At 43.6% G+C, this 20,420-nt stretch carries 21 protein-coding genes; 5 read left to right on the top strand and 16 right to left on the bottom strand.

Features of this window, described 5'->3' with window-relative positions:
- Nucleotides 1–45 precede the first annotated feature (45 nt).
- From MAR181_RS02215 to kdgR, 3 genes are all read right to left on the bottom strand, one after another.
- Entirely contained in the window at nucleotides 46–684 is a 639-nt protein-coding gene (locus tag MAR181_RS02215) for an RpiB/LacA/LacB family sugar-phosphate isomerase (protein ID WP_013794987.1), read from the bottom strand.
- Nucleotide 685: 1 nt separating this feature from the next.
- A complete protein-coding gene (locus tag MAR181_RS02210; protein WP_013794986.1) occupies nucleotides 686–1,042 on the bottom strand; it encodes a cupin domain-containing protein in 357 nt (118 codons plus the stop codon).
- A 214-nt stretch (nucleotides 1,043–1,256) separates the two neighbouring features.
- Nucleotides 1,257–2,045, bottom strand: a complete 789-nt coding sequence (kdgR, locus tag MAR181_RS02205; RefSeq protein ID WP_013794985.1) for a DNA-binding transcriptional regulator KdgR — start codon at nucleotides 2,043–2,045, stop codon at nucleotides 1,257–1,259.
- A 247-nt stretch (nucleotides 2,046–2,292) separates the two neighbouring features.
- Here kdgR and MAR181_RS02200 point away from each other — a divergent pair, with 247 nt between their 5' ends.
- Nucleotides 2,293–3,450: an oligogalacturonate lyase family protein gene (locus tag MAR181_RS02200; RefSeq protein WP_013794984.1), complete on the top strand. Its 1,158-nt coding sequence runs from the start codon at nucleotides 2,293–2,295 to the stop codon at nucleotides 3,448–3,450.
- Nucleotides 3,451–3,559: 109 nt separating this feature from the next.
- Here MAR181_RS02200 and glmS read toward each other — a convergent pair whose 3' ends face one another.
- On the bottom strand, nucleotides 3,560–5,386 hold the full coding sequence (gene glmS, locus MAR181_RS02195; protein WP_013794983.1) for a glutamine--fructose-6-phosphate transaminase (isomerizing): 1,827 nt from the start codon (nucleotides 5,384–5,386) through the stop codon (nucleotides 3,560–3,562).
- A gap of 124 nt (nucleotides 5,387–5,510) precedes the next feature.
- A complete protein-coding gene (glmU, locus tag MAR181_RS02190) occupies nucleotides 5,511–6,872 on the bottom strand; it encodes a bifunctional UDP-N-acetylglucosamine diphosphorylase/glucosamine-1-phosphate N-acetyltransferase GlmU (protein WP_013794982.1) in 1,362 nt (453 codons plus the stop codon).
- Between the two features lie 269 nt (nucleotides 6,873–7,141).
- On the opposite strand from glmU, the gene MAR181_RS02185 reads away from it, so the two are divergent.
- Nucleotides 7,142–7,702, top strand: a complete 561-nt coding sequence (locus MAR181_RS02185; RefSeq protein WP_013794981.1) for an MSMEG_1061 family FMN-dependent PPOX-type flavoprotein — start codon at nucleotides 7,142–7,144, stop codon at nucleotides 7,700–7,702.
- A 59-nt stretch (nucleotides 7,703–7,761) separates the two neighbouring features.
- On the opposite strand, the gene MAR181_RS02180 is transcribed toward MAR181_RS02185, so the two are convergent.
- Nucleotides 7,762–8,679: a LysR family transcriptional regulator gene (locus MAR181_RS02180; RefSeq protein ID WP_013794980.1), complete on the bottom strand. Its 918-nt coding sequence runs from the start codon at nucleotides 8,677–8,679 to the stop codon at nucleotides 7,762–7,764.
- A 164-nt stretch (nucleotides 8,680–8,843) separates the two neighbouring features.
- Between MAR181_RS02180 and MAR181_RS02175 the strand changes: the two genes are divergently transcribed.
- Nucleotides 8,844–9,437, top strand: coding sequence for an FMN-dependent NADH-azoreductase (locus tag MAR181_RS02175; protein ID WP_013794979.1), 594 nt, complete (start codon nucleotides 8,844–8,846; stop codon nucleotides 9,435–9,437).
- 75 nt (nucleotides 9,438–9,512) lie between these two features.
- Here the strand turns inward: MAR181_RS02175 and MAR181_RS02170 are convergent, their stop codons facing one another.
- Complete coding sequence (locus MAR181_RS02170; RefSeq protein WP_013794978.1) at nucleotides 9,513–11,672, bottom strand: Tex family protein; 2,160 nt, start codon at nucleotides 11,670–11,672, stop codon at nucleotides 9,513–9,515.
- A 286-nt stretch (nucleotides 11,673–11,958) separates the two neighbouring features.
- On the opposite strand from MAR181_RS02170, the gene MAR181_RS02165 reads away from it, so the two are divergent.
- Nucleotides 11,959–12,357 (top strand): H-NS histone family protein, encoded by a 399-nt coding sequence (locus MAR181_RS02165; protein ID WP_013794977.1) that lies wholly within the window; start codon nucleotides 11,959–11,961, stop codon nucleotides 12,355–12,357.
- Nucleotides 12,358–12,613: 256 nt separating this feature from the next.
- On the opposite strand, the gene MAR181_RS02160 is transcribed toward MAR181_RS02165, so the two are convergent.
- From MAR181_RS02160 to MAR181_RS02135, 6 genes are all read right to left on the bottom strand, one after another.
- Nucleotides 12,614–13,741 (bottom strand): Wzz/FepE/Etk N-terminal domain-containing protein, encoded by a 1,128-nt coding sequence (locus tag MAR181_RS02160; RefSeq protein WP_013794976.1) that lies wholly within the window; start codon nucleotides 13,739–13,741, stop codon nucleotides 12,614–12,616.
- A 60-nt stretch (nucleotides 13,742–13,801) separates the two neighbouring features.
- Nucleotides 13,802–14,542, bottom strand: coding sequence for a tRNA (guanosine(46)-N7)-methyltransferase TrmB (gene trmB, locus MAR181_RS02155; RefSeq protein WP_013794975.1), 741 nt, complete (start codon nucleotides 14,540–14,542; stop codon nucleotides 13,802–13,804).
- Between the two features lie 141 nt (nucleotides 14,543–14,683).
- Nucleotides 14,684–15,067, bottom strand: coding sequence for a DUF423 domain-containing protein (locus tag MAR181_RS02150; protein ID WP_013794974.1), 384 nt, complete (start codon nucleotides 15,065–15,067; stop codon nucleotides 14,684–14,686).
- 3 nt (nucleotides 15,068–15,070) lie between these two features.
- A complete protein-coding gene (locus tag MAR181_RS02145; protein ID WP_013794973.1) occupies nucleotides 15,071–16,054 on the bottom strand; it encodes a WD40 repeat domain-containing protein in 984 nt (327 codons plus the stop codon).
- A complete protein-coding gene (locus tag MAR181_RS02140; RefSeq protein ID WP_013794972.1) occupies nucleotides 16,026–16,496 on the bottom strand; it encodes an Rsd/AlgQ family anti-sigma factor in 471 nt (156 codons plus the stop codon). The genes MAR181_RS02145 and MAR181_RS02140 overlap by 29 nt, the downstream gene beginning before the upstream one ends.
- 100 nt (nucleotides 16,497–16,596) lie before the next feature.
- Complete coding sequence (locus MAR181_RS02135) at nucleotides 16,597–17,106, bottom strand: disulfide bond formation protein B (RefSeq protein ID WP_013794971.1); 510 nt, start codon at nucleotides 17,104–17,106, stop codon at nucleotides 16,597–16,599.
- 142 nt (nucleotides 17,107–17,248) lie between these two features.
- Between MAR181_RS02135 and MAR181_RS02130 the strand changes: the two genes are divergently transcribed.
- On the top strand, nucleotides 17,249–17,665 hold the full coding sequence (locus MAR181_RS02130) for a flagellar basal body-associated FliL family protein (protein WP_013794970.1): 417 nt from the start codon (nucleotides 17,249–17,251) through the stop codon (nucleotides 17,663–17,665).
- 76 nt (nucleotides 17,666–17,741) lie between these two features.
- Here the strand turns inward: MAR181_RS02130 and MAR181_RS02125 are convergent, their stop codons facing one another.
- The 3 genes from MAR181_RS02125 to mutY form a co-directional block, all read right to left on the bottom strand.
- Nucleotides 17,742–18,026, bottom strand: coding sequence for an oxidative damage protection protein (locus MAR181_RS02125; RefSeq protein ID WP_013794969.1), 285 nt, complete (start codon nucleotides 18,024–18,026; stop codon nucleotides 17,742–17,744).
- A 96-nt stretch (nucleotides 18,027–18,122) separates the two neighbouring features.
- Nucleotides 18,123–19,316, bottom strand: coding sequence for a chromate efflux transporter (chrA, locus tag MAR181_RS02120; protein WP_013794968.1), 1,194 nt, complete (start codon nucleotides 19,314–19,316; stop codon nucleotides 18,123–18,125).
- 21 nt (nucleotides 19,317–19,337) lie between these two features.
- Complete coding sequence (gene mutY / locus MAR181_RS02115; RefSeq protein ID WP_013794967.1) at nucleotides 19,338–20,399, bottom strand: A/G-specific adenine glycosylase; 1,062 nt, start codon at nucleotides 20,397–20,399, stop codon at nucleotides 19,338–19,340.
- Nucleotides 20,400–20,420 lie beyond the last annotated feature (21 nt).

Genomic DNA, 20,420 nt, shown 5'->3' with positions numbered 1-20,420 from the left:
CTTCCTTTTTTTACTCAAAACAACATAACGAATTAAGCCATATCATTAGACCAACAATGAACGCACATAAGCTTCAATCTCAGGATTTTGGCCGTTTTCAAACAAACATTTCTGGAAACGCTCGCCCGTCACCGCAGTTTTGACAAGATCTTGATCCATTGCTTTTAACGTATCTATGTAGTTTTCTTTCATAGTAGCCGCTTTAACTTGGTTCAAAATGCCAGCATTACGAACTTGCGGTTCTTTGCGCTCGACTGGGTACCCTTCACCACGAGGGCCAGTAAAGGCTTTTTCAAAAATATAACGAGCATTCAATTCTGCCGCCCAACCGAAGCCTTTGGCAAATGCCATCGCAATGGCGTTACCATTGTTGATTTGATTAAACAAAAAGGCGTCGGAAGGCTCCAAGCAATAGCCACATATCACCCCAGGGTGAGCATTCAGAGACATCATCGCGCCTTGGCCAGTACCACACCCTGACACAACAAAATCAACTGCATTCGCATTAAGCAAAATACTGGCCATAATCCCCAAATGGATATAGGTTAAGTGATGGTCATTTTCGTCACTCATGCCAACATTGTGAACATGGTGATTGAGTGGCTCCGCTACCTCATTAAGCTGCTGAAAAATGACTGCATTCTTACCTGCTTGACTGTTTTCCATCATTAGCGCAATTTTCATATTAAGCATCCTGTTTTTGGTAATAAGATTCTTCTAACCCGACAAAGTCTTTTCGCATTGGCGTGAAATTATCCAGTAACACACCAGGCTCTAAACACACACAGCCGTGCATGACATTAGGCTCTTTGTAGAGCGTATCGCCTTGGCTAACGATTCGAGTTTCATCACCAATGGTGAATTCAAACTTACCTGATAACACATAGGTAAGCTGCTCATGAGGGTGGTTGTGCAATGGACCTACCGCACCTTTTTCAAAATGAACCTCAACGGTCATAATGTTGTCGGAATACGCCATAATTTTGCGAGATACCCCGTCTCCGAGGTCTTCCAGCGGGACTTGGTTATTGTAAACAAACATAGGTTAACTCTTAGTATTCTTGCTTTAGACTTAGACACTATAGCAGCCAACCAAAACATTATTCAACATTTTATGAAAAGCTGTTTCACAAAATCCCAAAAGCCATCAATTAAGATAAAAACTCGAAAGCGACTTATTTCACATTCTCTCAGCACAAACAAAAATGGAGGCCCAAGCCTCCATTTTTTATCCACTCAAATCAATTCATTCAATACTAAGATTTAACATCCCCTAACTTTTCGGAAATATCCGCTGCCGCTTCTTGCAACAAGCTAGTGTAAGTATCAAATTTTTCTTGAGTGTAACGCAGCGAAGGAAAGGACAAACTTAATCCTGCCACGACATTGCCTAAACGATCGTAAATGGGGGCTGCAATACAACGCAACCCCTCTTCTTGCTCTTCGTTATCGACCCCGTAACCCTGCTGTTTGACTAAGGTTAACTCTTCAAGCAAGGCTTCGATATTCAGGTGTGTATGAGATGTTGAAGGGGTAAATTCCGTCTCACTCAAGACATCGCGCACATAGTCTTCTGGACGCTCAGCCAATAACACCTTGCCAATTGCCGTAGAGTAAAGAGGGTTACGACCACCGATGCGAGACTGCATGCGTAAATTATACTGAGCATCTACTTTGTAGATATAAATGATTCCATCACCATCACGAATCCCTAGGTGCAATGCCTCTTTGGTCAATTCACCAATACGATTCATATGAGGCTCTGCCAAGGAAACTAAATCAACGTAATCCAACGCTTTAGAGCTTGTTTCAAACAGTTTAAGAGTCAATGAATAACGATCATCCTCGCCTTCCTGACTAACATAACCGAGCATCTTCATGGTCTGTAGGAAGCGATACACCGTACTTTTGGAAGTCATAACTTTTTGTGATAACTCTGTCACGCCAGAGGCTTTCTTTTCAGATAAGGCATTTAAAATTGCAAACACCTTCATAACAGAGGAAACAGGTTCAATTTGCTGATTATTGTTTTCTTCGTTTGCCATAAGTTAGTTTCATTTTTATTGAAATAGGATTTTGCCAGTATAGTAGAAAATGTCTAATAGATACATCCCATACTAGGGCCTTTCAATTCGCAACCTCGTCCCACCCACTTAATTTGGAACAACACCACAACAAATAAAAATAAAACGGCTTTTCATTTTAGTTGACTAGAGTTTGTCATTTTGTCTATTCTTAAGGTTATCGAGACCATAATGCAGACTGTATTTAACAAAAATAAGAGAGGGATTCATGTCACTCGGCCACCTATTGTCTTTACCGTTTAAACACTTTAAAGACACTCAAACGGGTTCTAACATCATTCAACTAACGCCTGACAATGCGCTTTGTAACCGCAATTATTTCTACCAAAAATGCTTCACCCATGACGGCAATAAATTATTACTCGCTGCGGACTTTGACCAACACCGTAATTACCATCTCGTAGACCTAAAAGAAGAAACGGCCCTTCAATTAACAGAAGGCTCTGGTGATAATGTGTTTGGTGGCTTTATCACCACCCAAGACGACGCCCTTATCTTCGTCAAACACAATAAACAACTGATTCGTGTTGACCTTAAAACACAAGAGCACTCTGTGTTATATGAAGTCGCTAAGGGCTGGGTGGGCTATGGCACTTGGGTCCCCAACACAGACTGCACAAAAGTGGTAGGGATCGAAATTAAAGACAGCGATTACATGGAATTAGACAGCTGGGAAAAGTTTGCACAACTGTATCACCAAAACCCTCACTGCCGACTGATTTCCATTGATTTACAAACCGGTGAAAGAAATGTGGTATTTGAAGACAATATCTGGCTCGGTCACCCCTTATATCGACCAAATGATGACAATACCATCGCTTTTTGTCATGAAGGACCACACGACCTTGTCGAGACTCGCATGTGGATGATAAATGAAAACGGCAAGAACTTACGTAAAGTCTACGAGCAAGACAAGAATGAGTCCTGTACCCACGAATTTTTTGTACCAGACGGCTCAAAAATGATGTTTGTTTCTTATCGCCCCAACAGCCACCAGCGTGAGCTTTGTTCCGTTGATGCTGACGATTTAAGCTTTAAGGTAGAAAGTAACATGCCGGCCTGTAGCCACTTAATGAGCAATTACGATGGTACTCTGGTGGTTGGTGATGGTTCAGGCACACCTGTCGATGTCACAGACACTTCTAGCCACAGCATAGAAAACGACCCAAACCTTTATGTGATTGATTTACAGAAAGATAACATCTCAGCGATTGCTGAACACAAAACAAGTTGGGCGGTATTGGAGGGCGATCGTCAAGTCAATCATCCACATCCGTCCTTTACACCTGACAATCAGTCCGTGCTATTTGGTTCGGATAGGAATGGTTCACCCGCCGTCTATCTGGCCTCTATCCATCAAGGTTAAAATGCCTTGCTAATTGATATCTTAGCAGGGCCAAACCTCTAATTGACCTATTTTTCATGTCACTCTCTGTATGAGTTTGCCCAGTTAGCATGCTAACTGGGCCTTTTTATTACTCAACCGTAACAGATTTTGCGAGATTTCTCGGCTGGTCTACATCCGTACCTTTTACCACAGCAACATGGTATGACAATAGCTGCAAAGGAATGGTATGTACGATAGGCTCTAAGATGGCTTCGACTTTTGGCACTTCAGAGAAGGTAATATTCTCCTCATTGTGAAGGTCAGTTTCTCGATCTGCAAAAACATAAAGCTCACCACCACGAGCCGCGACTTCTTGAAGATTCGATTTAATTTTATCCAACATGCCATTATGCGGAACTAACGTAATGATCGGCATGTCTTCATCGACTAATGCCAATGGACCATGTTTCAGTTCTCCCGCCGGATACGCTTCAGCATGAATGTAAGAAATTTCTTTTAATTTCAACGAGCCCTCTAGGGCAATCGGGAACATGGCACCACGCCCCAAGAAAAGCGCATTGTGCTTATTGGCAAATTTATCGGCGATTTGCTTGATATGCCCATCTTGTTGCAAAGCCTCATTCACACAAGCAGGCAAAGAACGCATAGCCTGTACTAGCGTTTTTTCTTTTTCTGCACTCAATCCGTTTTCCACGGCAATGGCGACGCTGGTGATCAACAAAGCAGTAAGCTGTGTTGTAAAAGCCTTGGTTGAAGCAACGCCAATCTCGGCACCGGCATTGGTCAACAAGGTCAAAGCAGATTCACGTACCAAGGTGCTCGAAGGCACATTACAAATCGCTAAAGTAGTTAGGTAATTTAACTCTTTTGCCATGCGTAGTGCCGCCAGAGTATCGGCGGTTTCACCAGACTGTGACAAGGTCAAGAATAAGGTGTTTTTCGGCACAGCCACCTTACGGTAACGATATTCACTGGCCACTTCCACACTACAAGGTAAGCCAGCTAATTCTTCAATCCAATATTTTGCCACCATGCCTGCATGGTAACTGGTACCACATGCCACAATGTGAATGTTCTCAACTTTTTTAAGAAAGTCCGATTCAGCGCCAAAACAACTGGTCAGCACCTTGCTGTCGCTAATGCGACCTTCCAAACAAGCACTGATAACATTCGGCTGCTCGTAGATTTCTTTCATCATATAATGACGAAATTCGCCTTTATCTGTCGCGTCTACATTATGATTAAAAACACTGACAGGGCGCTCTTGCACCTCACCTCGGATGTCATAGATTGTCACTTGATCACGTGATACGTCTGCCACATCACCTTCTTCTAAGAAGATAAACTGATCCGTCACATGCAGTAATGCCAGCTGGTCTGATGCCACAAAATTTTCTTCGATGCCAACACCAATCACAAGAGGACTTCCCTTACGAGCGGCAATAAAACGTTCATTGTCGTCTTTTTGCACGACACCGATCGCAAAAGCCCCTTCTAAACGAGACAAGCTCGATTGCACGGCTTTCAACAAATCAGGCTGTGTTTTCAATGCATCGTGAATCAGGTGAACAATGACTTCCGTATCCGTTTCCGAATTAAATTCATAACCCTTATCTTTAAGCTCTCGACGCAATGGCTCATGGTTTTCGATAATGCCATTGTGCACTAGGGCTAGGTCGTCGCCCGAAAAATGAGGGTGAGCATTGGCTTCCGTTGGTTTACCGTGAGTGGCCCAACGAGTATGTGCAATGCCCATTTTACCGTCCAAAGGTTGCTCAGAAAATTTATCTCGCAAGGCCTGAACTTTCCCAACCGCGCGATGAAAATACACCCCTTCTTCGTTATTAATCGCCACACCTGACGAATCATAACCACGGTATTCCAGACGACTTAATCCTTCAATTAAGATTTTAGACACATTACGACGTGCAATCGCACCCACTATTCCGCACATATTGAATCCTTTTGAGATAGATTGGCACTCTCGCCAATCTATCAATACAGTTTGTTTCAAGCTTTATGCCATATGTTTCACCACATATGACGATATATAGAGATATCTTTTTGAGCTCTAACCGTTAATTTTTAACCGGTCTTGGCCAATTATCTTTGTTGGCTTGTCGAGATCGAGCGAACGCCAATTGTTTTTCACCTACGGCCTTGGTAATGGTCGAGCCTGCAGCAATCGTTGCGCCTTCAGCCACCTGAACCGGTGCCACTAAAGCCGAGTTTGAGCCAATAAAAACGTTATCGGCGACTTGCGTCAGATGTTTATTCACACCATCATAGTTACAAGTAATGGTACCCGCGCCAACATTTACGTTAGCCCCCATTTCCGTGTCACCTATGTAACTCAAATGATTGACCTTACTGCCTTCACCAATGTTCGCTTTTTTGGTTTCAACAAAATTGCCTATTTTTGCTTTGTTCGCCAAACGTGTACCTGGTCGTAACCGCGCAAATGGACCGATATCGCAAGCCTCTCCGACTTGGCTTTCGTCTATCATGGAATGGCTTTTAATCACTGTACCCTTGCCGACCACACAGTCTTTTAGATGACAGTTCGGACCGACTTCCACACCATCACCCAACTCAACCTTGCCTTCAAACACACAGTTCACGTCGATGATCACATCTTCACCCGTGATTAACTCACCACGAACATCAATACGAGCAGGGTCTAATAAAGTGGCCCCATTTTGCATCAATTGAATGGCTTGTTGCTGCTGCCACTCGCGCTCCAATGCGGCCAACTGAACGCGATCGTTCACGCCAGCCACTTCCGCTTCGTTTTCCGGTTGTACTGTGACTATATCAACGCCATCTTTCGCGGCCATAGCAATGATATCAGTGAGGTAAAATTCCCCCTGAGCATTATCATTGGTCAGCGCGGCCAACCAAGTTTGTAACGGCTGGTTAGGTGCCAGTAAGATGCCAGTATTCACTTCATTAATGGCCAACTCTTCCGCTGACGCGTCTTTTTGTTCGACAATGGCACACACATTTCCGTCTGCATTACGCACAATACGTCCATAACCTGTTGGGTTATCTAGGGAAATGGTCAATAACACTAAGGTGTTTGGTGTGGATAAGGCCGCCATTTTCTCCAATGTAGTAGGGCGTATTAAAGGAACATCGCCATAAAGCGTCAGAGTTGAGCCCTCAGACTGTAGAGAAGAAGCCACGCGACGCAATGCGTCGCCAGTACCTTGAGGATTGTTTTGCCAAACCACATTGGCCGCAAAATCCTGACAATGGTTAGTCACTTGCTCACCTTGATGGCCAACCACTAAGTGTAATTTAGCATTTGTCATGGAAGCGGCCGTCGCCAGCACTCTCCTAACCATGGCAACGCCACCAACCTTGTGCAATACCTTGGAAAAAGAGGATTTCATTCGGCTGCCTTTGCCTGCAGCAAGAATTACGATGTCCTGACTCATGACGCTTCCTTGTATAATATCTGATAATGAATTTTGTCTATTTAATCTATTAGATCGTTTTCCTCAAAACACAACAAGGCGAATTGTCAAAAATAAAATGACAATTTTAAATTTTCACGCTAACACTCTGATTTATTTCTTCTAATCTGACACTCTAAAAGAATAATTGTCAGCTGCTTTCACCTATTTAGAAGAGCGTACTTTTATAAGTGAGATTGATTTACAATACTGCCCCATGCTCCAGTCAAACCGTTCAACAGAGGGATACGATGACAAAAATTGTTAGCCATGAGGCTCTAAACCAGCTCTACGATGCACCTCATCCACTTGCCGAAAGCAAGGAAATCATGCACTTAGAAGAGCACGCCATCCATTTTATTAAACACAGCCCTTATGCTGTCATCGCCACAACGGACAAAGCTGGATTTAACGACGTCTCGCCCCGTGGCGGAGAGCCAGGTTTTGTCAAGGTTTTGGATCCTCACACACTGGCGTTTGCTGATATGTCAGGCAACAACCGTTTGGACAGTTTGAGAAACCTGATCGACAACCCTAAAATGGGTCTGTTATTTATGATTCCAGGGATAGGAGAAATTGTTCGCGTACAGGGTTCGGCCACCCTTCATACTGACGAAGCCTTGCTGGATAGGTTTTATGAAGGCCAAAAACGCCCTAAATTGGTGGTTAAAATCAACGTGGAGACCACTCTCTTTCACTGCCCGAAAGCCATTGCTTTTGCGAAGCTATGGTCAGACGATCATAAAGTAGATCGAACATTCTTGCCGTCTTTGCTAAAAATCATACAAGATCAAGTAACGTCATCTATCTAAATGATACCATTACGCCTTTATCAACTTACTCGATGACAAGTCGATAAAAGCAAAATCCATTAGGCTGATATAGGAGTCACTCTGGTTGGGCAAGCATTGCATTCCTCTTGCAACAACTCAACCAGTAATCGTGTCGCCGGCCCAGTTCGCTCACCCTTACCAAAAATGGCATACAAATGAAAGTTACGCTCACTACCAGAGACTAAACTCAATTTTTTCAATTTTCCGTTAGCTAGTTCATCAAAAATATCTGCTTTCGGCAACCAAGCAAATCCAACTCCGCTAACCACAATTTCCAAAGCCGATTGCACACTAGAAACCGTCCAACGTCTTTCCGTCCCCAACCAGCCCGCATCCATGGAAGACTCAACGGCAGAATCTCGGATCACTAACTGTAACTCTCGACTGAGCCGCTCATTATTAATCGGCTCTTTCTCTTCCATTAAGGGGTGCAAGGGAGACGCCACCGCCACTAATTCCACTTCAACAATCGGGTCCGCCAAATAGCCTTTTGGTACGATACCACTGAGCACTAAGTCAGGCCGGCCATTTTGCAAGGCTTCTAGACTGCCGCTTAACACCACTTCTTTTAATTGTACTTGCGTTCCTTGACTCTGAGGTTCAAATGCTTTTAAAGCTCTCAATAACGCAGGGGTTGGAAATGTTTGATCCACCACCAGTTCTAACTCTGGCTCCCAACCCTGACCTAAGGTATGTGCTAGCTCTTCTAACTCAACGGCTTCTTTTATCAAATGTCGAGAACGCCGTAATAAGACTTCTCCTCGCTCTGTTAACTTGGCTTTTCGACCTTCGATAATTAACAAAGGATAACCTAACTGCTCCTGCAACTTAGCTACCGTATAGCTCACAGATGACTGACTTTTGTGTAAGGCTTCTGCCGCTTGTGCGAAGCCACCTTTGTCAACCACGGCTTGCAATACTCGCCACTGCTCTAATGTCACTCTTGGGGATTTCACATCTGTTCTTCTTTTTCAAACCAATTTGAAATTAAAGTATCGTATTATTCGATCAATATCTCCAAAAAATGTCACTTTTTTATCGAATAATTTGGTTATATCATCATTTTACTTTCAAATAACTGAACCATTGAAGCTAAATTCATGACTAAGGAGACGTTTATATGACTACTTTATTACGTATTGATTCAAGTGCCGCTGGCGCTAACTCTAAATCTCGTCAACTGACAGATGCGTTTGTCGAAAAATGGTTAGCAAAAAACCCAGAGGGTAACGTAGTCACCCGTGATGTTGATGCGAATCCACTGCCGCATTTCACAAGTGAAACCCTAGGCGCTTTGTTCACACCAGAAGAAAACCGCACGACAGAACAGAAAGCCATCGTTGCTATTGGTGACGAACTGATCGATGAACTAGAAGCCGCAGATCTGATCACTGTCTCTGCACCTATGTACAACTTCAGCATACCATCCACTCTTAAGTCTTATTTTGACTATGTGGCACGTGCTGGTCGTACTTTCCAGTACACAGAGACAGGACCTGAAGGTCTGTTAAAGAAAGACGCATACGTATTCACAGCAAGCGGTAGTTTCCTTGCAGAAACACCAATGGATCACCAAGCACCTTACATCAACACTTTCCTTGGCTTCCTTGGCTTAAACGTCAAAGAGACCTTTACTGCCGGTGGACAAGCCCTAGGCGAACCAGGTGAGCAAGCGTTTGATCAAGCAAAACAACAGATTGCTGCAGCAGTTTAAATCTCAGCAAACCTAGTTTTCCCTTTTAAGCACCAGTTAACTCATTAACTGGTGCTTTTTTAGATCAAGACGTTATCACAACCCCTGCGCCTTTAAGGCTATGCGTTTTCGTTTCACATCCACCTCTAACACCATCACCTTAACCACCTGCCCTACTCGCACTAAATCCCGAGGGTCTTTTACAAATCGATCGGCTAATTGTGAAATGTGAATCAAACCGTCTTGATGTACCCCTAAATCCACAAATGCCCCAAAGGCAGCCACATTGGTCACCACACCTTCTAGCGTCATACCTTCATGGAGATCGTCTAATGACTGAATACTTTGATCAAAAGCCGCATAGGTAAATTCGGGGCGAGGGTCTCGGCCGGGCTTGTCAAGCTCATTCAAAATGTCTGAATAGGTATAATCCCCTGCATTTTGAAAGCTGGGCGCTAACGTTTTTAACTGCTGCAAAGCGACGTTATTATTCAACAATTCACGACTAGTCAGCGCCAATTTCACTGCCATACTGCGTACCAGTGCATATGACTCTGGATGAACCCCCGAGGCATCCAGTGGTTCTTTACCATTCAAGATACGTAAAAAACCTGCACACTGCTCAAAACACTTATCACCTATGCCTTTGACTTTCTTCAATTCTGTTCGAGATTCAATGCGTCCTTTGGATTCTCGGTAAGCTACAATATTCTGTGCAATGCGATCACTTAACCCAGAGACGTAGGACAACAATGACGCAGACGCAAGATTGATGTCGACGCCAACTCGGTTAACACAATCTTCCACCACGTTTGTAAGAGACGTCGACAAAGCGCTGACTTTGATATCGTGCTGATACTGCCCCACCCCTATTGCTTGAGGATCAATTTTTACCAGCTCGGCTAATGGGTCTTGAAAACGCCGAGCTATGGATATGGCGCCACGAATGGTGACATCCAAATCAGGAAATTCAGCACTCGCTAACGGCGAGGCGGAATAGACCGAAGCACCTGCTTCGCTCACCACAACCGCCTGACAAGATAATCCTTCTGTAGCAATAAGATCCTTCAATAACGCTTCCGTTTCTCGCGAAGCCGTACCATTTCCGATCGCGGCCCAACGGATTTGATGCTGCTGAATCAACTGACTGAGCTTCTGCTGTGCCGCCTGAACCTGGTTTTGAGGTGCATGCGGATAAATCACCCCATAATCCAAGACATTTCCTTGTTCGTCGATAACCGCTAGCTTCACACCATTGCGAAAACCTGGATCCACACCAATAACTCGATGGGCACCCGCTGGCGCAGCCATTAACAAGTCTTCTAAATTATTCGCAAAAACTTGAATGGCACCGTCTTCGGCTTTGTCTTTCAGTTGTGCAAGCACATCTGTTTCCAACTTGGCCTGCAATTTTGTTTGCCAAGCGAGATAAACATAGTACATTTGGATGGTCGACAAGGATGCGGATTTTTGATTACCATCGAATAATCTTGTTAGATGTGACAAATAAAGAAAATTAGGACAATCAACTTGTCCTTTAAACACAACCCCTAATTTTAATATATTTGCCTTCTTTCCCCTGAAAAGGGCCAAAAGACGATGAGAAACCACTTTCGAGACAGCTTCTTCATATTCAAAATAATCCCGAAACTTTTCCCCTTCTTGTTTTTTACCTCGCAATACTCGGCTAGTAATCACACCTTGTTTCATCATGGCTTGTCGAGCCACTTTTAATAAATCACTGTCCGTCGAAATTGTCTCTATCAAAATATCTTGCGCACCTTGCAACGCCATTGTTGAGTCTAGATTTAATTTGTTTTGCTGACACCAAATGGCCACTTTTGCCACATCAGAAAGACATCGCCCCTGCCAAAGCGCCACGGCTAAGGGCATTAACCCTTTAGCAATGGCCTCACCCATCTTACTTTTTCTGGATTTTTTATAAGGTGCGTAAATGTCTTCTAATTCTGTTTTCGACATCGCGTTTCGAATTTTTTGGTTAACAAGTTCAGGGACGTTACTGTCTTTTGACAAAGAAGAAAGAATATTGTCTCGACGTTTATTTAATTCGACAAGATATTGCCACCTTTCATAAAAGGCTCGAAGTTGAATATCGGACATACCACCCGTATTCTCTTTACGATAACGAGCAATGAAAGGCACACTGGCGCCTTCTTCAAACAAATCAATGATATTGCCTGAATATTGTATTGATAATGAAAACTCGTCACTTAAAATCTGAGAAATGCCTTTCATTTATTAACCTATTTTTTTACACATTGATAACAATTAGCAGATGAAATTGTATTAGCATATTAATTATATTTTGATTAGAATCTACAATGAAATTAGACTTTTCGATTACATTGAATATAATTTATGTATTCTTTTTTGAATTTTTGAAGCATCAAACCAATGTATTTAAAAGTTATTTAATCATCGATGTCATTTGAACACATATATAACTGGGTTTAAAAGATGGATCTATTTTTCAGTACAGGACCATACGCAACCAGTTCTCACCGTTAAATAGGGGAAATTAATGAGTTTATTACTTGAGTTAGCAGGCAATAAAGCAAAAGCACGCGCTGCCGCGAAAGAGCTAAGCGTTGCACAACTTGAGAATCTAATTGCCGGGCTAAACAACGCATTAGAAAAAGCAAAAGAAGAAGAAGCCTCTAAAGCGGCTGAACAAGCGGAGAAATCCGCTCGCGCTGAAGAAATTGCTAATTTAATCGCAAAAAGCGGTCTCACTATGGAAGAAGTTGCTCTTCTTACCACACCAAAAACAGGCGCAACTAAAGGCAAAACAGTCGAGCCTAAATACCGCCTTGAAGTCGCGGGTGAAGTTCATGAGTGGACTGGCCGTGGCCGAACACCAAAAGTGTTCCAAGAATACTTTGATGCTGGCAATAGCCGCGACAGTGTAGAAATTAAATAAACAAGCACTGATAAACCTCAATAAAAAAAGCGACCTTTGGTCGCTTTTTTTATTGTCTAAACAAGAATCACCGTGTTAGTTCAGGCTTAGATAAGCTTCTGCACACTTGAAGACCTATCTCTATGCAGGCCTCCTTCGACTACCTTTCAGAGCACACGTGCACTATCAAAAATCCCTATCGTTATAGTTTCTAAAATTTTTAGCTATGTGAGCAAACCTCAGTTATTTAAAAATCATCCTTTTGAATCCTCAAAAACTACTTTTCTCGAAAAGCAAACCTTACTAAAACAATAAAGCAACCCAACAGACCGCCAAGAAAAGTACCTAAAATAGCAATTAAAGGTCGTTTAGGTGAAGTACGACTCAAAGGTTTCTCCGGACGCTCAATAAATCTTGAGGTTTGGAATACGATACTTGGATCAACAGCTAACTGGTTCAATAGTTTGAGCTTAGAGTTTATAATTTGAATTTTTGGCTCCAGTATCTCTAGCTGCTCTAAACGCTCAAGAACCTTAACTTTTGCCTCTAAAGCATTCGCCCCCATATTAATTGAGAATATATCCTTATCACCCAAGTTTTCTACTGGGGCATTCAATTTGGCTGCTTTAGCAATCTGTAATGCATACCTAGATTGTTCCAGTTCAATCTTCAAACGACTTTTTGCCTGATCTTCTAACAAACGCTTTTCTTGAGTCAGCCCATTAAATTTACCATTGACGATAGAAGCTAAGTTTGAAATGGCAACATTCTTGGCTTTTACATCGATATAATCTAAGTAGCCTGCTAGGAATGAAAAACTGCCCTCGGCGTTTTCCCATGTGCCATTCAAGGTATATATTGACGAATTATCTTTTTGCGAAGAAGAATCTAATTTATCAGACCACTTTGAATAAAGTAATTGCTCAGCCCGCTCAAGCTCTTCGTCAGACAGCTCGCTGCTGATCAAAGCTTTGTCCTGCTTAAAAGCCTCTAGTGTCGCTATATAATCCAACTTATTTGACTTAGACTGAAACTGTTGTATATACAATGAAAATAACTTTTCAGAATCAACTAAAGAAGCTAAGCTCTCACTTACCAATACAGCCCCATCTTCTTGATATATATCAAAAGCGGGCTGAAAACCATTCACCATTTTTTGATATTGAGAGAAATCACTCACTTGTGGGACAGTGACAATAGCTTGAGCCGTCCATTTCTGTGTCGCAGATAATGCATATGCTATTGCTAGCACAGTCACCAAAAAAGTAGATAAAACAATAATCCACTTTCCTTTCCAAAGTGCTAAAAATAGCTCTTTCAAATCTATTTCATCTTCTTGACGGCTATAATATTGGCCTAAAGTTGGTAGTTCTTGCTGCTGTTCCTTAAATAGCTGATCGCTCACTCATGTTCCCCTTAATGACATTTAAGTTAATTCTGATTTTAAGCCCTAGTGATAACCTTTTTAACGAATAACAGTATAAATCAAATCCCAAACACCGTGTCCTAGTTTCTCGCCACGATTTTCAAACTTAGTAAGAGGACGCCACTCTGGTCGTGGGTAATATTGCGCCTTGCCTGCCGCATTTTGATACAAGCTTTGCTCTTCCATTACTTCCATCATGTGTTCTGCATAAGGCTGCCAATCAGTTGCCATGTGAAATTGACCGCCTGTTTTTAAAACATTCGCCACTTGCTGCGCAAATAATGGCTGAACAATGCGTCGCTTATTATGCTTCTTTTTATGCCATGGGTCTGGGAAAAATAACTGAAAGCAACTCGCGGCTTTTTCTGGCAAACACTTCGCCATGACTTCAATAGCATCATCACAATAGACTTTTAAGTTGGTAATACCCTGCTCTTTGGCCAACATCATCAATTTAGCCACGCCTGGCGGATGCACTTCAATACCGATGAAATCTTTTTCAGGTGCATTTTTAGCCATCTCAGCCAAAGAAGCCCCCATCCCAAAACCCACTTCTAGGACCACCTCGGACTCACGACCAAATACTGTTTTATAATCAATACGGCCGTCTTCTAGACTCAGGCCATACATCGCCCAATTGGCGTCGTAATTCTTTTGCTGACCTTCTGTCATGCGTCCACCACGAACAACAAAGCTTCGTATGGTGCGCTTTTTGGCTGGTTCTTGTGGGTTGGACTCTGGCAATTCTGAGTCTTGAATTTCGGTTTGTTGATCTTTCATGTTGCTCTATCGTTTCAAATTGCTCTAGTAGGGAGATCTAATGGTGGCCACGCAAGCCAACATCAGTCTAAAATTGGGACGCTATGCTAACGCAAAAAAGCGCTTCTGTCCTGTTTTCCATTGTCCAATACAGCTCAATTACTAAGGTTTACATTGCCATAATCGCCAAACAAACCAAGTCCACGCCATTAAATAACACATCCCCCCCAAAGGCGTTAACATTCCTAGCCAGGTTAATTGCGTCAATGCCATAAGATAGAGACTTCCAGAAAACAACAGATTACCGACTAAAAGCAGGGCGAGGATTCGACGGACCGAACCGATATGGGTATAAAACAAGGAAAACAGTAAACCTGCTAAGGCATGATACATCAAATATTGACTGGCCGTTTGCCACCAAGCCAATGCTTTTGGCTCCAACATACTGGTTAAAGCATGCGCGCCGAATGCACCCGCCACCACCGCTATAAAGGCTTGTAGCGCAAACAAAGAAGCCCACCTAGCGGGGAAAGAAGCCTTTGGCATGCGTTATTCCAACACATTCAAATAACCGTTACTGCCAACAGCATAATAACGGTTACCTAGACCAAATGACAAAGCAATCACACTGGCACCTGAAGGGCGGTTTTTTGCTTTGTGCACTTCCCATTCTTTCAATATTTGCCCAGTACTAACTTGCAGCAAGGATACTTTACCGTTTACTTCACCAGTGAGTAATTGACGGTTATCATCAGAGAAAATGGCTTTACTGATGGTGACATTGCGGTATTTCAACTTACCCGTATCAATTGAGGTTAATTCTCGACCATTCACCAAGGACCACACTTTGGCATTCCCTAACTGTGCCGAGGCAAAAACGTACTTGCCATCCGCTGAAATCGACACGGTTGAAATCCGATTATTTAATGTCCATTCAAATTTTTTCTGGCCCGTCTGCAGATCCCAAACCATGACCTTGGATAAATCGTCACCAGTAACACCTAAACGACCATCCGCTGTGACATCAACCGTTCGAACCTTCGCACCAGTTCTCAGAGTCTGACGAATACCACCTCGTTTTACATCAAAGTAACGAGCCGTCTGATCATCCAACCCTAATAAGGCATAATCACCATTTTGAGTCAGTTTAACCGCTAGGATATCACCAGGAGTGGTCCAGTAACCATCGGATTGACCATTGGCCGTACGCCATAGCACCAGTGTACGAGCTTCACCCGTTACGGCAAACTCACCACTGGGCGCAATGTCGACACTGTTAAACGAAGAGAATTCTCCTTGAGCGTGATTCCAACTGAAACGGCGCTCATTAACAGACGTCTTCCAATAACTGCCGCCATGCTGAATGGAGCCTACTAAGGCATAAGCACCATCATGGCTTAAATCGGCAGAATAAAGTCCCTGTGTTGCATATTGCGCCGTTCGGACTGGCGATTCCGCAGAACAAGATAACAGAGTCACACTTATCATGACCCAGATACTGTTCTTAAGCGCTTTTTTCACTGTGCGCTTCATGTAATTCCCTAATCAATTTGTCTTCATACTGGAAACGTTCAGCCAATACCACAGTTAAGGCTTGTAAAGAAAAAGGTAAGGCTTCTAATTGCGTGTTGCAGTGTTCTTTGGTGTCGTACTTGTCGTTAAACTCAATCACCACTTCGGTGGTGTTGTCGATTTCAGGCAACAGCTCACCTAACAAGACAATGGCACCATCATCATGAAACTCTTTGGCTTCAATGGCCAACTGTTCATAAATCGTAAAATGGCCTGTAGAAACATAATCGACCAACATTTCACAAAGGGTCAAAATCTTAGGCGTATCAGTTGGTGTAAATTCACCGCGTTCTCGTAGAAAGACCAAAGACTCAATCATCTGTCGGCGTTGCTCCAACCACCGATCGATAATTTCATGCACGCCGCCCCACCGCTCTTGGGCTGTTTTACAACTTTCTAACATATGCAGACTCCAACCTATTCATTATTTTTACGTCTTATGCCAAGCATATTCCTATCAAATCAGCCCTGCAAGGCAATCCCCTGCAGGGATTTGTAACCTTTTATGAGAAGGATGTAGCTTTATTTTCTGTCAATGCAATCCTCACATTAATAATGGCTATGGTAACAAAGGCAACTAAGGTCCAACCTGGAATGCTCAAACCAATGAACGTCCACACCACATCACCACATTCTCCTGTGCCCATTATCATGGCTTGCATGATTTCCTGCCATGGAAACACCTCAAACATATAACTCAAACCAGGCAAACATGCAGGTAATTGATCGTCTGGTAAATTCTGCAAATATAAATGGCGAATGGCTAAGGCCGCACCCAATATCGATAACACAGCAACCAGCCAAGCGCATACACAACGTATTTTGACACTATTAAGTAAAGCAGAAATAAGTGATATCACCCCAACACCAAAGAACATAATGCGCTGCAGCATACACAAAGGACAAGGCTCTAAGCCCATTTCATATTCCATATAAAACGCCACACTAAGTAAGGCGAAAGCGGTGAAAGCAATGAGTCCATGAAAACGGCGCGCCGTGATAAAACTTGTCATATAGGGTTTCCTAAAACAACCAACAAAACAAAAACCAAGCCATTATGACAGCAAGAATACAGGAAAGTGCAAAATTCCTACTGACAGCATGCTAATATGCCAGTTAGTATACTAACTATTGTAATGAATACGAGAAACGAACATGTCATTGATGATGCCTTTATTTCGACAACCTATCGCATTGCTCCTCATCTGTCTAAATAGTGTACTTGTCTCCAGCGCGTATGCTGCTGATCCGCCGACACCGGCTTATATTGAGCTAAAACCCCTTTTCATTGTGAATCACATTAGTGAAGGGTCACAGCTAAAATACATCAAAACCAGCATCAGCATTCGTACGGATGAAACTCGGGTGGATTTAATTGAGCACAATATGCCATTGGTTCGTGATGCAATCGTGATGTTTTTAAGCTCGCGAACCACAGCGCAAGTTTCCGGTGCCATTGCTCGTGAGAAAACTCGAGAAGAGGCTGCTGCTGCAGTCAACGATGCCCTCAAGACGGAAACGGGGATCACACCGATTAAAGACATTTTGTTTGCCAGTTTCGTAACCCAATAAGTCACTCAAAAAACACATAAAAAAAGCCCGGCTAAACGCTTCCTATGCCGGGCTTTTTTTATCACTCAAACCGTATTTACAGCTCCGTAATGTCATCAGGATTCACGTACCCTGTTACCTTATCGGTTTCTTCGTTATTGAAGAACTTATCCATCTGCTCCATCACATATTTTCGAGCGTCTGGCTGCATTAAGTTAAGCTGTTTCTCATTGATCATCATGGTTTGCAGAAGTTGCCATTCTTGCCATGCTTGCTTTGAAACCGTTTGCAATACCTCTTGTCCTTTCGCACCAGGCAAAGGAGCTCGCTCTAACGCTTCCATTTCTGTTTGATACTTTTTACAAAAAACCATATTCGCCATAAGACTGTCTCGTTAGCTTTATTGATTAACCGGATTGCTTGTCATCATAATGGCGTTACAAAGATAAAATTCAAGCTTTATCAGCAAGACACTTAATCATCCTAAAGAACCACGCAACACACCAAGCAACACAAACGCCAAAATCAAAAAGAGAATAGAGGGTCGTTTCCACTTCAGCCAAACAAAACCGACCACAACCATCAACGCATCTTGCCAACAAAGTACGCTGGAAGACCCAATGGGATGATACAAGGCGGCCAACAAAATCCCCACAACCGCGGCATTTAACCCAGCGACCGCGGCTAAAAAGCGACGATTATCAGACAGCTTTTGCCACACACCCTGTGCGCTCAACATTAACAATAAGCCACAAAGGAAAACCGCCAGTGTCGCGACCAAGGCCCATAACCAACTGCTCGTCCCTTCCGGTGCCGACGCAGCCCCCAAAAAGCTGGCCATGGTAAACATAGGTCCAGGCACAGCTTGTGCGGCGGCATAGCCGATGAGAAGGTTAGCGTTTGAAACGGTATCAGCAACGAACGCCGACAACATAGGCAACACAACATGGCCGCCCCCAAACACCAAGGCGCCCGCCTGATAAAAATCCGCAAACAGCTGTCCAAGACCTTCTGATAAGAAAAAGCTCAGTACAAACAGCAATATCGCCAAACAAAAGAACAGGCCTGCCATTGGGACACTTGGCAACGCCGAGTAAATTTTGGGCTCTGTATCCAAGAGCAGAATAGATACCACTGCAGCAACGATTAACACCACCAAACTGATGTAACTCATGGGCAGCCATATCAAGATTGCCGTACTAAACAAGGCTAAAAAAACCGTCAGTCTTGACTGACAAAACGAACGCCACATGGTCAAGCAAGCATCCGCCACCACAACCACAGCTAATAACTTAAGTGCATGAACCACACCCGTAAAGATGACGTCACCCTGCCAAATATGACCAAATTGCGCCAACAACACCATGATCATAAAAGAAGGCGATGTAAAGGCGATAAACGCCACGATGCCACCCAATAACCCAGCACGATGATACCCAAGTGCGAAGCCCACCTGACTCGAACCAGGACCAGGGACGATCTGACTCAAAGCAACCCATTGAGCATATTGAGATTCGACAACCCATTTTCTCTGTTGCACAAAAACCTGATTAAAATATCCCAGATGCGCCGCTGGCCCACCAAAACTTGTCCAACCTAATAAAAAGAACGCAGAAAATATCTCCACGACCCGAGTTAAATAAGCTGAATTTTGTTTGGCTGAATCCAACATAATGTGCGTCCTGTTGATGTGTTAACTCAATTCATTCAGATCTTGTTCTAAAATACGCCGAACTGGCGTTGGCAGCCCCAATGCCAAAGCATCAGAGAGCGAAAACCACTGGTATTTATTGGCTTCCATAACGCCCTTGATCGCCGCCAACTTGACTTGACTCGCTACAATGTCTAAATGGTAATGGCTAAACGTATGTCGAAAAGATGACAAAGGCGTGACAGACAACACATTCGTCGCGAACCTTTGTTCCGCGTGTAAAACAATTGACTCTTCTACCGCCAATTCCGGCAGACTCCACAGCCCCCCCCAAATTCCAGATGAAGGACGTTTTTCCAATAAAATTTGTTGCTCATCATCGGTCAAGACCAGCATTTGAGTTTGCTTCTCGGGCTTAGGGGCCTTTTTGGGCTTACGAATGGGGAACTGCGTCGGATCCGGTTTTTTACTGGCCTGACAATCGATTTCTAAGGGACACAACAAACACTGTGGCTTAGAACGTGTGCACAGGGTCGCCCCCAGATCCATCATCGCCTGCGTGTAATCGCCACAACGCTGACTTGGCATATAAGCATCCGCCAAGCGCCACATAGCTTGCTCTGTTTTCTTTTCACCAGGCCAACTGGACACAGCATGAAAACGTGCTAACACACGTTTGACATTGCCATCCAAAATAGCAGTTGACACCCCTCGAGAAATAGACAAAATGGCCGCCGCTGTTGAGCGCCCAATCCCCGGCAGCTCACACACACCTTCCAAGCTTTGCGGAAACTCACTGTCAAACTCGTCAACCAGCCTTTTCGCAGCCTTGTGCATATTGCGCGCACGGGCGTAATACCCAAGCCCACTCCAATGAGCCAAGACCTCGTCCTGTTCTGCGGCGGCCAACGCTTCCACGGTGGGGAAGGACGTCATAAATTTTTGATAATAGGGAATGACCGTGGTGACCTGAGTCTGCTGTAACATAATCTCAGAAATCCACACACGGTATGGGGTTTTGTTTTCCTGCCAAGGCAAGTTTTTGCGCCCATGCTCATCAAACCAAGCTAATACTCGGGGCGCAAAATGTTCGACTGGTTGCATTCTTCTCTCACAACAAGGCTT

Source organism: Marinomonas posidonica IVIA-Po-181 (assembly GCF_000214215.1).
Taxonomy (GTDB): Bacteria; Pseudomonadota; Gammaproteobacteria; order Pseudomonadales; family Marinomonadaceae; genus Marinomonas; species Marinomonas posidonica.
This window is presented reverse-complemented; position numbering and strand designations above follow the sequence as displayed.

Excerpts from the sequence above, each read along its gene's own strand:
- MAR181_RS02215 (WP_013794987.1), bottom strand. The coding sequence starts at position 684 with ATGAAAATTGCGCTAATGATGGAAAACAGTCAAGCAGGTAAGAATGCA.
- MAR181_RS02210 (WP_013794986.1), bottom strand. The coding sequence starts at position 1,042 with ATGTTTGTTTACAATAACCAAGTCCCGCTGGAAGACCTCGGAGACGGG.
- kdgR (WP_013794985.1), bottom strand. The coding sequence starts at position 2,045 with ATGGCAAACGAAGAAAACAATAATCAGCAAATTGAACCTGTTTCCTCT.
- MAR181_RS02200 (WP_013794984.1), top strand. The coding sequence starts at position 2,293 with ATGTCACTCGGCCACCTATTGTCTTTACCGTTTAAACACTTTAAAGAC.
- glmS (WP_013794983.1), bottom strand. The coding sequence starts at position 5,386 with ATGTGCGGAATAGTGGGTGCGATTGCACGTCGTAATGTGTCTAAAATC.
- glmU (WP_013794982.1), bottom strand. The coding sequence starts at position 6,872 with ATGAGTCAGGACATCGTAATTCTTGCTGCAGGCAAAGGCAGCCGAATG.
- MAR181_RS02185 (WP_013794981.1), top strand. The coding sequence starts at position 7,142 with ATGACAAAAATTGTTAGCCATGAGGCTCTAAACCAGCTCTACGATGCA.
- MAR181_RS02175 (WP_013794979.1), top strand. The coding sequence starts at position 8,844 with ATGACTACTTTATTACGTATTGATTCAAGTGCCGCTGGCGCTAACTCT.
- MAR181_RS02170 (WP_013794978.1), bottom strand. The coding sequence starts at position 11,672 with ATGAAAGGCATTTCTCAGATTTTAAGTGACGAGTTTTCATTATCAATA.
- MAR181_RS02165 (WP_013794977.1), top strand. The coding sequence starts at position 11,959 with ATGAGTTTATTACTTGAGTTAGCAGGCAATAAAGCAAAAGCACGCGCT.
- trmB (WP_013794975.1), bottom strand. The coding sequence starts at position 14,542 with ATGAAAGATCAACAAACCGAAATTCAAGACTCAGAATTGCCAGAGTCC.
- MAR181_RS02150 (WP_013794974.1), bottom strand. The coding sequence starts at position 15,067 with ATGCCAAAGGCTTCTTTCCCCGCTAGGTGGGCTTCTTTGTTTGCGCTA.
- MAR181_RS02145 (WP_013794973.1), bottom strand. The coding sequence starts at position 16,054 with ATGAAGCGCACAGTGAAAAAAGCGCTTAAGAACAGTATCTGGGTCATG.
- MAR181_RS02140 (WP_013794972.1), bottom strand. The coding sequence starts at position 16,496 with ATGTTAGAAAGTTGTAAAACAGCCCAAGAGCGGTGGGGCGGCGTGCAT.
- MAR181_RS02135 (WP_013794971.1), bottom strand. The coding sequence starts at position 17,106 with ATGACAAGTTTTATCACGGCGCGCCGTTTTCATGGACTCATTGCTTTC.
- MAR181_RS02130 (WP_013794970.1), top strand. The coding sequence starts at position 17,249 with ATGTCATTGATGATGCCTTTATTTCGACAACCTATCGCATTGCTCCTC.
- MAR181_RS02125 (WP_013794969.1), bottom strand. The coding sequence starts at position 18,026 with ATGGCGAATATGGTTTTTTGTAAAAAGTATCAAACAGAAATGGAAGCG.
- chrA (WP_013794968.1), bottom strand. The coding sequence starts at position 19,316 with ATGTTGGATTCAGCCAAACAAAATTCAGCTTATTTAACTCGGGTCGTG.
- mutY (WP_013794967.1), bottom strand. The coding sequence starts at position 20,399 with ATGCAACCAGTCGAACATTTTGCGCCCCGAGTATTAGCTTGGTTTGAT.